The sequence below is a fragment of the Rhodospirillaceae bacterium genome, from assembly GCA_016712715.1.
Taxonomy (GTDB): Bacteria; Pseudomonadota; Alphaproteobacteria; order Dongiales; family Dongiaceae; genus Dongia.
In genome coordinates, this window is record JADJQM010000001.1 from 1,318,194 (window position 1) to 1,332,617 (window position 14,424).

Below are 14,424 nucleotides of genomic sequence, written 5' to 3' on the forward strand. Positions count from 1 at the left end.
TTAGCGAGTAGTGCGGGACTCTTATGCAAAATCGAAGCTGGCAGTTTTGGGCCCTGATTCTGGGTGGCAGCGCCATTCTCGTCTATTTCCTCAACCAGCGCTTCCCCGACGTGCTGGCCGATGGCGACAACCGCATGCGTCTCATCTATCTCGTCTGCCTGATCGCCGTCTTCGGCGGTGGCCTGTTCGCGCGCCTGCGCTACGACATGAATCGGACCCTGGCGCAGATGGCGATCTGGGTGGCGATCTTCGCCGGCCTCATCCTGCTCTATTCCTTCCGCGGCGAGTTCGGCATGCTCGGCGACCGTTTCAGCGCGGAACTGATGCCGCTCGATGGCCGAACAGAGGGCGAGCGCATCATGAGCTATCCGGTGGCGGAGAATGGCCACTACAAGGTGCGTGCCCAGGTCGATGGCGTCGACCTCGCCTTCACCATCGACACCGGCGCCACCGACGTGGTGCTGACACCCGATGCGGCGGAGCGCCTCGGCTATGACCTCACCCAGCTCAATTTCTCGCAGATCGCCGAGACTGCGAATGGCATTGTGCGTGGAGCGCCGATCGTCATCGCCGAATTCCGCCTCGGCAACATCCTGGTGCACGATCTGCCGGCCACGGTCAACGAGGTCGACATGTCGGATTCGTTGCTCGGGATGGAGTTCCTGCGCCGCCTCAGATCCTGGCGCGTCGAGGGCGAACGCATGACGCTGGAACAATAGCCGTCAGCGCTGCAACACCTGGCGGCAGAGCGCCTCGCGCGATTGCCAGCCCTTGCGCTGCAACTCCGGCTCGATGTGATCGCCGGCTGGAAAACCGAGGCAAAGATAGGCGACGAAGTGCCATTCCTTCGGCACGTCGAGGGTTGCGGTCGCCTGCCGCGGATCGATGATCGAGACCCAGCCCAGCCCCAACCCCTGTGCCCGTGCGGCGAGCCACAGCGTGTGGATGGCCAGCACCGTCGAATAGCGCAATGTCTCCGGCATGGTGAGGCGGCCGAGCCCAGCACCTTGTGGTGTGTCCTCATCGCAGAAGACCGCGAAATGCCTTGGCGCCTCGCGCAGGCCCGCGAGCTTCAGCCGCGCATAAAGCTCGGCACGCTCGCCGTCGTAATTGGCGAGGGCTGCCTGATTGGCCTGCTGGAAATTCTCGATGATGGCCGCCCGCCGTACCGGCTCGTCCACGCTGACGAAGCGCCAGGGCTGGGCGTTGCCGACCGATGGGGCAAGGCCAGTGAGATCCAGGAGATGCTCGACCATCTCCGCCGGCACCGGGTCCGTCTTGAAATGGCGCACGTCGCGCCGCCAGGCAAGCAGTTCCTCGAATTCCGCCTGGAACGAAGTGCCGAATGAATGTTCCGTCATGCCGCCTGCGAGTGCTGGTCCACCAGGGAGACGATCCCCGCCATGATGGCGTTGAGATCGTAATCCTTGGGCGTATAGACCCGCGCCACGCCGAATTCCAGCAGCCTTTTGGCATCTTCCTGCGGAATGATACCGCCCACCACCACCGGCACGTCCGATAGACCCAGCGCCCGCATCCGTTCCATCACCTCACCCACCAGGGCAATATGCGAGCCGGAGAGGATCGAGACCCACCACATGGACGCTTTCCTCAAGGGCTGCATTGACGATCTGCGCCGGGGTCAAGCGGACGCCTTCATAGACCACTTCCATGCCGGCATCCCGCGCCCGCACGGCGATCTGCTCGGCCCCGTTCGAATGGCCGTCAAGGCCCGGTTTGCCGACCAGGATCTTGACGCGCCGGCCCAAACGCTTGCTCGCGGCATCAACCTGGGCACGCACCGTCACGATGGCCGTGCTGCCCTGGTCCACGGTTGCCCGCGCGACACCGGTCGGCGCCCGGAACTCACCGAACACGCGGCGCAGTGTCTCGCCCCATTCGCCGGTGGTGCAGCCGGCATGAGCGCAACTGATCGAAGCTTCCATGATATTGCGGCCGGACTTTGCATCTGCTTCGAGTGCTGCGAGCGCCTTGGCCGCAGCGGCACTGTCGCGCGCGGCCCGCCAGGCCTTCAGGCCAGCCACCTGCTCCGCTTCCGCCTTGTCGTCGATGGCAAGGAATCCGCCATCGCCGCCGGCCAGCAAGGGCGAGGGCGCGCTTTCGGTGTGTTGTTGACACCGACCACGGTCTGGTCGCCGCGCTCGATCGCCGACAGACGCCGCGCATTGGATTCCACCAGCCGTTGCTTCGTAGCAGCGATTCCACGGCGGCGACCGCCCCGCCCATGGCATCGATCCGCGCCAACTCCTCCAGCGCCTCGGCCTTCAGGGCATCGACCTTGCGCGTGATCTCGATAGAACCATCGAAGATATCGCCGAACTCGAGTAGGTCCGTCTCATAGGCCACGATCTGCTGCAGTCGCAGCGACCATTGCTGATCCCATGGGCGCGGCAGGCCCAGCGCCTCGTTCCAGGCCGGTAATTGCACGGCACGTGCGCGTGCATTCTTGGAGAGCGTCACCGCCAGCATCTCCAGGAGGATGCGATAGACATTGTTCTCCGGCTGCTGCTCGGTGAGGCCCAGGCTGTTCACCTGCACGCCATATCGGAAACGCCGCAGCTTGGCATCTTCGACGCCATAGCGGTCGCGGCAGATCTCGTCCCACAATTCCGTAAACGCCCGCATCTTGCAGATCTCGGTGATGAACCTGAGGCCCGCATTGACGAAGAAGCTGATGCGTCCCACCACCTGCGGAAAATCCTCAGCAGGCACCTGTCCGCTCGCCTTCACATGATCGAGGACGGCCACCGCCGTCGCCAGCGCATAGGCCAGCTCCTGCACTGGTGTCGCCCCGGCTTCCTGCAGATGATAGGAGCAGACATTGGTGGGGTTCCATTTCGGCACCTCGCGATAGGTGAAGCTGATCACATCGGTGATCAGCCGCAGCGAGGGTTCCGGCGGGAAGATATAGGTCCCGCGCGAGAGATATTCCTTGATGATGTCGTTCTGCACCGTCCCCTGCAGGGCGGCGCGGCTTGCCCCCTGCTTCTCGGCCACGGCGATATAGAGCGCCAGCAGCCAGGGCGCCGTCGCGTTGATGGTCATCGAGGTGTTCATATCGGCGAGCGGCAGGCCATCAAATAAAGCCACCATGTCGCCCAGATGGCTGATCGGCACACCGACCTTGCCGACCTCGCCCTTGGCCAGCACATGGTCGGAATCGTAGCCCGTCTGGGTCGGCAGATCGAACGCGACGCTGAGGCCGGTTTGTCCGCGCTTGAGGTTCGTGCGGTAGAGCTCGTTGGATGCCTTGGCCGAGCTATGGCCCGAATAGGTTCGGAACAGCCAGGCTTGGTCCCGTTTAATCGCATCACTCATGAGGTTTCTCCCGCGGCATTCTTTTATTGTGCGCCGCAATATAGCGGGCGCAACAACAACTGCGCAAGATCAGACCGAGTGGCCCGCTAAAACAGTAATTAAATTACCAAATATCATCCTTGGCAGCCGCTGCTTCCTGCCGAAGCAGACGCCGTCCCTTCCAAACGATCACGCAGGCAAGAAGATTGACCCCGACCTCCCAGGGCACATCACCCTGCATCAGTGACCATTCAACCGAGCTGCCAAAAAGGGCGTTTGCACCGAAATTGACTTCATCCGTACCGGATGCGTCCCAGCCCAAACTGGCGCTCACCACGGCAGTGGCACCGACATAGAATTGAAGCGCAACCACTGGCGTGTTGAGCATCGGAATCTGGATACACCAATACAGCAGATTGACTTGTGCCGCGCCCGGGCGACCCTCAAGCAAGCGCATGCCAGACCAGACGCCAAAACCGTACAGCGCTGTTGCTGCCACGATTGTGATTGTTACCCAAAGGTCGATGGCGACACCCTGCAGGAGTACCATGAACAGATAGACCAGCCCGGAAAATCCGCCGCCCAGCGACAGCACCCCCATGACGCGCCACAACCAATGCCTCATTCCATCCCCCAAGACTCGACTCCCCGGAGATCAACTTACGCGGATATGGATTGCGCTTCCACAACCTGATGGCCGCTAGTCCGCGTCATGCGGCGCATCCTTGGGCCAATGCGGCAGGTGATCGTCGATCTTCAGCCAGGGCAGCTGCGCCGAGGTCCAGCCATGACCGGTCGGGATCAGGCCCGAGGCATCATCGACCGTGCCCAGCATGATGCCGATCGTGTCGCCGCCGCTCATATAGATCGGCGACCCACAATCGCCGCAGAAATGCCGCTGGTAAAGGGGCGAGGATTGAAAGATCTTCGCAGTCCCGGCCAGAAGCTCGAACTGCGCGGGCGGCACCTGCGCCCAGGCGGTCACCGGCGCCCCGCTCCAACGCCGGCAGGTATCGCAATGGCAATAGTCGACCACGGCATTGGTCGGATCGAAGCGATAACGCAAGGCGCCGCACAGACAATGGCCGGTGAGTAAGCTCGTAGACGCCATCTGACACTCCGATGATGCCAAGAGATCGTCATGGTCCGCGGAGGATGACGAATTTGGTCCTCAAACCGCCTTCAACGCGCTCAGCACATCATCAATGAGATCATCCGCATGCTCAAGCCCCACCGACAGGCGGATGAGGCCTTCATCGATGCCCTGCTTCGCCCGTTGCTCGACGGTGAGGCGCTGATGCGTCGTCGTCGCCGGATGAGTGGCGAGCGACTTTGAATCACCGAGATTGTTGGAGATCAGCACCAGTTCCAGCGCATTCAAGAACTTGAACGCCGCGGACTTTCCCCCGGCAAGGCTGAAGGACAGCATCGTGCCGCCGCCGCTCATCTGCTTCATCGCCAGCTCATATTGAGGGAAGCCTTCCAGCGTCGGATAGCTCACCTGCGCCAGCTTGTTATGGCCTTTCAATGCCTGGGCGATCTTCAGCGAGCTGTCGCATTGCTTGGCGACGCGCAGATCCAGCGTCTCCAGCCCCTTGAGCAGGATCCACGCATTCATCGGGCTGAGGCTCGGACCCGTATGGCGGATGAAGGGCTGCAGTGTCTCGTTGATGTATTTCTCGGTGCCGAGGATGATGCCGCCCAAACACCGCCCCTGCCCATCGATATGCTTGGTCGCCGAATAGACCACCACATCGGCGCCCAGTTTCAGCGGTTGCTGCAGCAAGGGTGTCGCAAACACATTGTCGACCACCACCGTGGCGCCGGCCTTGTGGGCAAGGTCCGCCACCGCCTTGAGATCGACCAGGCGCAGGCCCGGATTGCTGGGGCTTTCCAGGAACACGGCCTTGGCCGGCTTGGCCAACGCCGCCTTCCACTGTTCAAGATCGCGGCCATCGACGAACACCGTCTCGGCGCCCCATTTCGGCAGGATCTCTCCCAGGATGAACTGGCACGAGCCGAACAGGGCGTCCGACGCAACGATGCGGTCGCCTGCCTTCACCAACGAAGCCAGCGAGGCGAACACCGCCGCCATGCCGGACGAGGTGGCGCGCGCGGCCTCGGCGCCTTCGATGGTCGCCATGCGTTGCTCGAACATCGCGACCGTGGGATTGCCGAAACGCGAATAGACAAAGCGCGGCTGGCTGTTGTCGAACGCCGCCTCGGCTTCCTCCGCCGTCTCATAGACATAGCCGGAGGTCATGTAGATCGTCTCCGACGTCTCCTTGAACTGGCTGCGTGTCTGCCCCGCATGCACCAGTTTCGTGGCTGCGTTCCAGCTTGCCTTGATATCCCGCTTAACCGTCATGATCGCCTCGTCCTGGACTGGCCTGCACGACCATCGCTGGCGCGCGGGCAATAAAAAACCCCGACCGATAAGGCCGAGGTTCTGGCGCCCTGGGGCACTGTCCTGGACCTTTTAGCGTTTGATTTAACGTGGCCGCAATCCGGCACAAATCACCACGGAGCTCGACCATATTGCCAAGCGTCGGCCGATGTTAAGCCATGACTGGGGGCCGGCTGTCAAGGCATGCCGTCGGCGGCACGCGGGAAACCAGGCTTGAGTGGCCGGGGCACTGTTGCTATCTTTCGCTGCAATTGAATTTATTGGCAAAGAATGGATTTTGCCGCGTGAGACCAGACGATTCGATGCGGCTCACGCCCTCAAGCCCCCGGCAGCCCGCCGATGGCGCCACCCTGTCGAGCGCCTATCCTGACCCGCCGCGCAGCGGATACGGCGGTAACGGCAGCGGCTTTTCTGCCTTCGGCACGGCACCCACCGCCGATGGCCGCCGCACTGCCCTCATCTATAATGGGCGCCTCGGCGAAGTTTACCGCATCTTCCTCGTCAACCTGCTCCTCACCCTGGTCACCCTTGGCATCTACCGCTTCTGGGGCAAGACACGGTTGAGGCGTTATCTGTGGTCGCATACCAGTCTCTCGGGCGATCATTTCGAGTATACTGGTACCGGCCTGGAGCTCTTCCTGGGCTTCATCGTCGTCATGGTGTTTATCGTCCTGGCGCAGATCGGCATGTATGCATTGGCCATTGCCGCGCCGCAGGAATCGCCGCTGCTCCCGATCGTGCAATCCTCTCTCGGCCTCATCATTCTCTACATCACTTTTGTCGGCCGCTACGCCGCCCAGCGCTATCGCCTGACCCGCACATTGTGGCGCGGAATCAGCGGAAACATGACCGGATCGGCCTGGGCCTGGGGACTAAAAGGCCTGCTCTTCTCTTTCCTCGCCATGCTGACCATCGGGCTCGCCTGGCCCTGGGCGCAGATGCGTCTCATCGACGACCGCATCAACCGCTCCTATTTCGGCGATGCCAAGGCCAGCGGCCAGACAAGTTCCAAACCGCTTTATGTCGCCTACCTGATCGGCATTGTCTCTGCCGTCATTCTATCCGTCATGGCGTTCTCGATCATCATAGGCTCGCTCACCTTGCTTGCTTTCAACATGAGCGGCGATGGTTCGATCAAGATCAGCCCATCCTCTACGACAGAAACTTCGCCGGAGATGATCTGGCTCATCTTCGTCGGCGTCATTGCCTTTCTGTTGACTTTCTGGGCGATCTCCATCGTTGCCTTCAGTTTTTATCAGGCGGCCATGATCCGCGAAATCGGCGCCAAATTGCGGCTGGCCGGCATGCATTTCTCGGTACCGATGACCGCAGGTGCCCTCATGGGCCGTACCTTCGGCAACATCTTCATCATCCTCGTGACACTGGGCCTCGGATTGCCCATCGCTATCCAGCGCACCATGAAATTCATCGTCGCCCATGTCGAGGTGATCGGCGATATCGACGGCACCGAAATCAAGCGCAGCCCGCTCCGCCGGCCCGGCGTGGGCGAAGGCCTGCTGGAAGCATTTGATCCGGGTATCCTGTAGTGAAGCATTCAATCTTCTCCCCAGTCACGGGAGCAGAGCTCAAGGAAGAGGACCAGAGTGTCTGACGATCGCTTTTACGACGGCAATACCGCCACCGCTCACCGCGTAGCGATATCTCTTGCAGGCGACGACCTGGTCCTGAGCGGCGAGAGTGCCGGCACAGTGCACTGGCCGATCGCCGATATGCGCGTCGTCGATGGCAATTCTGTCACTGGCAGTCTCAATTTCGCGCGGCTGAGCGATCCATTGCCGCGCCTCGTCCTTCACGATTCACCCAAACGCCAGCAATTGCTCGCTGCCAATCCGGCGCTTGGCCAGTGGAAGGCACGGGCGAGGCGGCGTGCGCTTAAGGTCGGCGCCTATTGGTTCGCCGCCGGCATCGTCATCGCGGTGGGGGCCTATTTCGGGTGGCGCGAAGGCAGCGCAGCCTTGGCGCAATATGTGCCGAAGGAATGGGAGCAGCGCCTCGGCGAAAAAATCTATGCTGCCTTCACCAAGAACCTCACCGTTTGTCAGGGGACATCCGGAAATGCCGCCTTGCGGGGTCTGGTCTATCGCCTCAGCCCGCGCGATATGAACGGCATCACCATCGATGTCGTCGATCTCAAGCTGCCAAATGCGCTCGCATTGCCGGGCGATCATGTGCTGGTGACAAGCGGCCTCATCGAGCTTGCCACCTCACCGGACATGCTCTCGGCCGTAGTGGCACATGAGATCGGACATCTCGATCTCCGCCATCCGACCCAGGGCGTCATCAGCAGCCTCGGCCTCGGTGCCACGATCGGTATCGTGCTGGGCGGCTCCAGCGCCGGCGATCTTGCAACCCTGGTCACGACCATGTCCTATTCGAGAAAAATGGAACAGGAAGCCGATCTGCGCGGCTTGGAACTCCTGAAAGCAGCCGGCCTCCGCACTGACGGCATGGCCGACTTCTTCAAGCTGCTCGAAGAAGAGGCAAAGGAATCAGGCAGCAACGTCATTCCAAACTGGCTGGCGAGCCACCCCGGCCTCGACGAACGCGCAGCCTACACGGCCGGCGACAGCACGGGCTACACCTCGATGGCAGCCACGGAATGGCAGAGCGTGAAGGATGTCTGCAAGGTGAAGTGATGGCGCCCCGTTCCAAGCATCAACTCGTGGATGGTCGGCCTTCGCCGACCATGACGATAAAACAAATCTCAACTGAAGAATCGTCGCCAAGCTAATTCTCCGTCATGGTCGGCGAAGGCCGACCATCCACAAGTTTGTCCCTCCGCGACTCCCCTTCTGATGAAAGCGCTGTCTTCCCGTCTTTTGCGCCGCAAAGACCAAATAAGTAATATAATTACCTATCATCCTGCACAAATGGCCACTTCTTTACCGTTTCGTCATCACTTGCGACCTTTTCTATCGTCCACCTCTTGACGGTGCTGCAACCGCGAAGGCAGGATGGTGTTGATGCTGCATTGGCTAAGGCGCCCGCTCTAAGAGGTGCCGGCCCTGCCTTAACGCAAGAATGGGAAGCGATCATGAGTGAGTCGGCAAAAGTCGTGGCGATTGAGACCAAAGCTGGTGACGGCAAGGCGGCTGCCCCCAAGGCGGCCCCCCTCACCGGCAAGAACATCTACGAGATCGGCGAGATCCCGCCCTTAGGGTATCTGCCGCCGCAGATGTATGCCTGGGCCATCCGCCGCGACCGCCACGGCCCGCCCGAGACTGCCATGCTGGTCGAAGCCGTCGAGACGCCGCATCCGGACCAGGACGAGGTCATCGTCATGGTGATGGCGGCGGGTGTGAACTACAACGGCGTCTGGGCTGGTTTGGGGAAGCCCATCTCGCCCTTCGACGTGCACAAGGCCGAGTATCACATTGCCGGGTCGGACGCCGCCGGCATCGTCTGGGCCGTTGGCTCCAAGGTAAAGCGCTGGAAGGTCGGCGATGAAGTCGTCGTGCATTGCAATCAGGACGATGGCGATGACGAGGAATGCAATGGCGGCGACCCGATGTTCTCGCCCAGCCAGCGCATCTGGGGTTACGAGACGCCGGACGGATCCTTCGCGCAGTTCTGCAAGGTGCAGGGCCGCCAGCTCATGCCGCGCGCCAAACATCTCACCTGGGAAGAGAGTGCGTGCTACACGCTGACCCTCGCCACGGCCTATCGCATGCTGTTCGGCCATCGCCCGCATATCCTGCGGCCGGGCCACAATGTCCTCATCTGGGGTGCTTCGGGCGGCCTGGGCTCGATGGCGGTGCAGCTCTGCGCTACGGCGGGTGCCAATCCGATCGGCATCATCTCGGACGAATCGAAGCGCGAGTTCGTCATGTCGCTGGGCGCCAAGGGCGTCATCAACCGCAACGATTTCGATTGCTGGGGCCAATGCCCCGATGTCGACGATGCCGCCGGCTACAATGACTACATGAAGAAGTGCCGCGCCTTCGGCAAGGCGATCTGGGATATCACCGGCAAGGGCGTCGATGTCGACTTCGTCTTCGAACATCCCGGCGAGCAGACCTTCCCGGTTTCCTGCTTCGTCGTGAAGCGCGGCGGCATGGTCGTGATCTGCGCCGGTACCACCGGCTACAACCTCACCTTCGACGCGCGCTTCGTGTGGATGCGCCAGAAGCGCATCCAGGGCAGCCATTTCGCCAATCTTCTGCAGGCGAGCCAGGCCAACCATCTGGTGATCGAGCGCCGCATCGATCCCTGCATGTCCGAAGTGTTCAGTTGGGAAGATATCCCCGCCGCCCATACCAAGATGTGGCAGAACAAGCACAAGCCCGGCAACATGGCGGTGCTCGTGCAGGCAAAACGTCCCGGCCGTCGCACCCTCGAAGACTGCATGGAGGAGTGATGTCCGCGCCCATGCGTCTAGAAGGTGCGGCGACCTCGCCGCTCCTTGCGGATCTGCTTGCCTGCTGCGCGGCCGGCCTAACCGCCGCGCAGACCGTGCTGGAATCGGTGCGCACCCGCGTCCATGCCAATGTCACGGTGGCCGGCCGTGTTGATGCCAAGGCACTCGATGCGCATCAGTTCGCGGCCCACGGCTATGCGTGGCTTGCCACCTATGTGACGGCGCTTGAGCAATCGCTGGCCTGGGCCTGTCGGCTTGAGAAAAGCGGCCGCTTCGGCGAACGCGAACAGCTCATCCTCCAGATCGGCTTTGGCGAATACCTCGCCCAGATCAGGGGCGGCTGGCCGATGAGCCAGGGCGAAATCGTGCGCCTCACCGATCTTGGCCTCGATCCCGCCGCGGCGCGGCCCCTCGACGCTGCCGAACTGCTGGTGGCCCATGGCAATTCCGCCGAAGCCCGCGCACGCCTAGCCCACCTCATCTCTGATGGCGATTTCGGCGAAGCGGCCCTCGATGACGAATCGCTCACCATCGTCCGCGACCAGTTCCACAGCTTCGCCGCCGACCATGTCGAGGCAGCGCACCAGTGGCACCTCAAGGACGACCTCATCCCGCTGGAGGTCATCCAGCAACTGGCCGAAATGGGCGTCTTCGGCCTGACCGTCCCGGAGGAATTCGGCGGCTCCGGCATGGGCAAGCTTGCCATGTGCGTGGTGACCGAAGAACTCTCGCGCGGCTATATCGGCTTGGGCTCGCTCGGCACACGCTCGGAAATCGCCGCCGAACTCATTCGCTTGGGCGGCACCGAGCAGCAGAAGCAGCAATGGCTGCCGAAGATCGCGAGCGGCGAGATCCTGCCGACCGCCGTCTTCACCGAACCCAATACCGGCTCCGACCTCGGTTCCTTGCGCACCCGCGCCGTGAAAGACGGCGACGTCTACCGTGTCACTGGCAACAAGACCTGGATCACCCACGCGTCTCGCACCGATGTGATGACCCTGCTGGCACGCACCGATGCGAATTCGACCGACTACCGCGGCCTCTCCATGTTCCTAGCAGAAAAGCCGCGCGGCACGGGAGCCGATCCCTTCCCCGCCAAGGGCATGACCGGCGGCGAGATTGGTGTCCTCGGCTATCGCGGCATGAAGGAATACGAGCTCGCCTTCGATGGCTTCGAGGTGAAAGCGGAAAATCTCCTCGGCGGTGTCGAAGGGGAAGGTTTCAAGCAGTTGATGGCGACCTTCGAAAGTGCGCGCATCCAGACCGCCGCGCGTGCCGTCGGCGTCGCGCAATGCGCCATGGAACTCGGCCTCAAATACGCGCGCGAACGTGTGCAGTTCGGCCAAGCCATCTACGCCTTCCCCCGCATCCACGGCAAGCTTGCCTGGATGGCGGTCGAAACCATGATGGCGCGCCAGCTCTCCTACTTCGCCGCCCGCGAAAAAGACAGCGACCGCCGCTGCGACATTCCGGCCGGCATGGCAAAGCTGCTGGGCGCCCGTGTCGCCTGGTCAAATGCCGACAACGCCCTGCAGATCCACGGCGGCAACGGCTACGCCCAGGAATACAAGATCAGCCGCGTGCTGTGCGATGCGCGCATCCTCAACATCTTCGAAGGTGCGGCGGAGATCCAGGCGCAAGTCGTAGCGCGGGGGTTGTTGAGCGGGCGGAACTGACGCAGGATCATTGACACCTAACCTCTAACTGAATGATCATTCAACAGTTGAACGATCATTCAGGCAGCACCATGACCCGCGACCCGCGTTTCGACCTGCTCTTCACGCCGATGAAACTCGGCCCGGTGACGGCCCCAAACCGCTTCTACAAGGTGCCGCATTGCAGCGGCATGGGGCATGAGCGGCCGCACACGCTGGCGGCCATGCGCGGCCTGAAGGCCGAGGGTGGTTGGGGCGTCGTGAACACCGAGTACTGCACCATACATCCGACCTCCGACGATGCGCCCTATCCGATCCAGACCCTGTGGGATGATGCCGACATCCGCCAACATGCGATGATGACCGAAGCCGTGCACAGGCACGGCGCCCTGGCCGGCGTGGAGCTGTTCCTGGGTGGTGCCCGCATGGCCAACATGAACTCGCGCCTGCCGCCGATGTCCCTCACCAGCATGCCGGTGCTGACCGGCGATCCGCTGCAGACCAAGGCACTCGATCGGCAGGACATCGTCGATATCCGCAAATGGCATGTCGACGCGGCCAAGCGTGCCGTCACGGCCGGATTTGACATCGTCTATGTCTATGCCTGCCATCACTATCTGCTGCACGGTTTCCTCGGGGCTGAAAACCAGCGCAAGGATGAATATGGCGGCAGCCCGCAGAACCGTGCGCGCATCGTGCGCGAATTGCTGGCGGAGGTGAAGGAGGCGGTTGGCCACACATGCGCCATTGCCCTGCGCTGGTCATCGAACAGCGAGCTGGCCGAAGATCAGGACGATTGGCTCGAGATGACCAGGAGCCTCGACGGCCTGCCGGACATCTGGGATCTGACCGTCAACGATTACAGCATCGAGATGGGGCCATCGCGTTTCGTCAAGGAAGGAACGCTGGAGGATAAGGTGGCGGCGATCCGCAGAATCGTGAGCGGGCCGATCGTCACCGTGGGTCGCTATACCTCGCCGGACTCGATGCTGCGCCTGGTGAAATCCGGCATCGCCGATTTCGTCGGTGCGGCGCGACCATCGATCGCCGACCCGTTCCTGCCCAACAAGATCCGCGACGGCCGTTTCGACGATATCCGCGAATGCATCGGCTGCAACATCTGCTATGCGCATAACTCGCGCTCGGTGCCGATCCGCTGCACCCAGAACGCCACCATGGGCGAGGAATGGCGTGAGGGTTGGCATCCCGAAATCATCACGCGCGATGCGCCCGGCGACCGTGTGCTGGTGATCGGCGCGGGGCCCGCCGGTCTGGAAGCGGCCCGTGTCCTGGGCGCCCGCGGTTATGACGTGGCGCTCGCTGAAAAATCGCGCCAACCCGGTGGGCGGGTCAGTCTGGAATCATCTTTGCCGGGCTTGCGCGAATGGGCGCGGGTGCGAGATTGGCGCCTGGGTCAGATCGCCAAGATGCAAAATGTCGAGCTGTTCCTGGAAAGCGAGATGAGCGCGGACGATGTGCGAGAGTTCGGCGCCGCCCATGTCACCTGCGCCACCGGCAGTCACTGGCGTACCGACGGTGTCGGCCGCTCGTTGCGCAAAGCCGTGCTCGCCCGTCGCCGGCCATCGTGGCACCGGAAGATGTCATGCGCGGCAACCTGCCCTCAGGCCCGGTCGCGGTCTATGACGATGACGGCTATTATCTCGCCGCGGGTCTCGCCGACAAGCTGCGCGAGGCCGGGCATGAGGTGCATTTCGTCACCAGTGCCGGCGTTGTCGCTCCCTGGATGAGCTATACCGGCGACCAGGCCGCGACCCATGCTCATCTCCTGGCGCAAGGCATCATCTGCCATTTCAACAAGACCCTGCATGCTTTCGCACCAGGTCGTCTTGACCTCGACTGCCTCTATGGCGGCACGGGCACCGTGTTGGAGGTGGCAAGCCTCGTGCCCGTCACCGCGCGGCAACCGGAAACGGTACTGTTCGACCAGTTGCAGGCAGACCGACCCCGTCTCGCCGCGGCCGGGATCAGGACCTTGACCCGCATCGGCGACGCCGAGGCTCCAGGCATCATCGCCCATGCGGTCTATGCCGGGCATCGCTTCGCCCGCCAGCTCGGCCTGGCAACGGAGCATCCTGCCACCAGGCGCGACCGCGGCATGGGATTGGCCGCCGCGCAATGATGCGGCGGGCTATTCCTTGCGCGGCAGCTTGTCATTGGTGTCGAACCAGGAGATCCGGCTGCGGTGCCAGACATGCTCGCGCGGCGGATAGGCTTCGGGATCGTCGAGGGTCGGCGTGTTGAACGCCACGTCATGGGGCGCCTGGCGCCCGCGATAAAGCAGCTGGCTGCCGCATGGCGCAGAATTCGCGCTGGCCTTGTTCGCTCGAATTGAACACGGCGGGTTGGCCCTTGGTATAGGCGAACTGGTCGGCATGAACACGGGCGAAGGCCTGCGCCGGCGCCCCGCTGGTGCGCTGGCAGATGCGGCAATGGCAATAGCCGGTCCCGTAGGCCTCCCCCGTCACACGGTAGCGCAAGGCACCGCATTCGCAGCCGCCGTCGTGGCTCAGATCCGCACCGATACCCTGGAAACTTTCCGACATCGAATTCTCCCCTCTGCCACATTACGGCGATCCGGCCACCCGTACCGATCCCGGAGCTGAACCGCAACGCCTGATTGCGCTTCCAGTCCAGGACCACCCTCG

9 protein-coding genes, 3 pseudogenes and 1 riboswitch are annotated in these 14,424 nt (G+C 62.4%); of the genes and pseudogenes, 6 read left to right on the plus strand and 6 right to left on the minus strand.

Features of this window, described 5'->3' with window-relative positions; all coding sequences use genetic code 11:
* Positions 1–23: 23 nt before the first annotated feature.
* Positions 24–719, plus strand: coding sequence for a TIGR02281 family clan AA aspartic protease (locus IPK59_06470; protein ID MBK8158417.1), 696 nt, complete (start codon positions 24–26; stop codon positions 717–719).
* A 3-nt stretch (positions 720–722) separates the two neighbouring features.
* On the opposite strand, the gene bluB is transcribed toward IPK59_06470, so the two are convergent.
* The 5 genes and pseudogenes from bluB to metZ all read right to left on the minus strand — a co-directional run bounded on the left by bluB (position 723) and on the right by metZ (position 5,686).
* Positions 723–1,361, minus strand: coding sequence for a 5,6-dimethylbenzimidazole synthase (bluB, locus tag IPK59_06475; protein MBK8158418.1), 639 nt, complete (start codon positions 1,359–1,361; stop codon positions 723–725).
* Positions 1,358–3,339, minus strand: a pseudogene (locus tag IPK59_06480) (protein meaA). Before IPK59_06480 ends, bluB begins: the two are co-directional and overlap by 4 nt.
* A gap of 103 nt (positions 3,340–3,442) precedes the next feature.
* Positions 3,443–3,931 (minus strand): hypothetical protein, encoded by a 489-nt coding sequence (locus tag IPK59_06485; GenBank protein MBK8158419.1) that lies wholly within the window; start codon positions 3,929–3,931, stop codon positions 3,443–3,445.
* 87 nt (positions 3,932–4,018) lie between these two features.
* Complete coding sequence (locus IPK59_06490; protein MBK8158420.1) at positions 4,019–4,429, minus strand: GFA family protein; 411 nt, start codon at positions 4,427–4,429, stop codon at positions 4,019–4,021.
* Positions 4,430–4,489: 60 nt separating this feature from the next.
* Entirely contained in the window at positions 4,490–5,686 is a 1,197-nt protein-coding gene (gene metZ, locus IPK59_06495; GenBank protein MBK8158421.1) for an O-succinylhomoserine sulfhydrylase, read from the minus strand.
* A 91-nt stretch (positions 5,687–5,777) separates the two neighbouring features.
* A riboswitch (SAM riboswitch) is annotated at positions 5,778–5,852 on the minus strand.
* A gap of 157 nt (positions 5,853–6,009) precedes the next feature.
* On the opposite strand from metZ, the gene IPK59_06500 reads away from it, so the two are divergent.
* The 5 genes and pseudogenes from IPK59_06500 to IPK59_06520 all read left to right on the plus strand — a co-directional run bounded on the left by IPK59_06500 (position 6,010) and on the right by IPK59_06520 (position 13,898).
* Complete coding sequence (locus IPK59_06500) at positions 6,010–7,272, plus strand: DUF898 domain-containing protein (GenBank protein MBK8158422.1); 1,263 nt, start codon at positions 6,010–6,012, stop codon at positions 7,270–7,272.
* A gap of 57 nt (positions 7,273–7,329) precedes the next feature.
* Positions 7,330–8,382 carry a M48 family metallopeptidase gene (locus IPK59_06505; protein ID MBK8158423.1) on the plus strand — a complete coding sequence of 351 codons (1,053 nt, stop codon included), beginning with the start codon at positions 7,330–7,332 and terminating at the stop codon, positions 8,380–8,382.
* 398 nt (positions 8,383–8,780) lie between these two features.
* Positions 8,781–10,103: a crotonyl-CoA carboxylase/reductase gene (gene ccrA, locus IPK59_06510; protein MBK8158424.1), complete on the plus strand. Its 1,323-nt coding sequence runs from the start codon at positions 8,781–8,783 to the stop codon at positions 10,101–10,103.
* Between the two features lie 11 nt (positions 10,104–10,114).
* Positions 10,115–11,779 carry an acyl-CoA dehydrogenase family protein gene (locus IPK59_06515; GenBank protein ID MBK8158425.1) on the plus strand — a complete coding sequence of 555 codons (1,665 nt, stop codon included), beginning with the start codon at positions 10,115–10,117 and terminating at the stop codon, positions 11,777–11,779.
* Positions 11,780–11,850: 71 nt separating this feature from the next.
* Positions 11,851–13,898: pseudogene (locus IPK59_06520) on the plus strand (FAD-dependent oxidoreductase).
* Between the two features lie 9 nt (positions 13,899–13,907).
* Here the strand turns inward: IPK59_06520 and IPK59_06525 are convergent.
* A pseudogene (locus IPK59_06525) lies at positions 13,908–14,301 on the minus strand (GFA family protein).
* Positions 14,302–14,424: the final 123 nt, after the last annotated feature.

Bases quoted from the DNA above. Each gene is read 5' to 3' on its own strand.
- metZ (MBK8158421.1), bottom strand. From the start codon at position 5,686: ATGACGGTTAAGCGGGATATCAAGGCAAGCTGGAACGCAGCCACGAAA.
- IPK59_06470 (MBK8158417.1), top strand. From the start codon at position 24: ATGCAAAATCGAAGCTGGCAGTTTTGGGCCCTGATTCTGGGTGGCAGC.
- ccrA (MBK8158424.1), top strand. From the start codon at position 8,781: ATGAGTGAGTCGGCAAAAGTCGTGGCGATTGAGACCAAAGCTGGTGAC.
- IPK59_06515 (MBK8158425.1), top strand. From the start codon at position 10,115: ATGCGTCTAGAAGGTGCGGCGACCTCGCCGCTCCTTGCGGATCTGCTT.
- IPK59_06490 (MBK8158420.1), bottom strand. From the start codon at position 4,429: ATGGCGTCTACGAGCTTACTCACCGGCCATTGTCTGTGCGGCGCCTTG.
- bluB (MBK8158418.1), bottom strand. From the start codon at position 1,361: ATGACGGAACATTCATTCGGCACTTCGTTCCAGGCGGAATTCGAGGAA.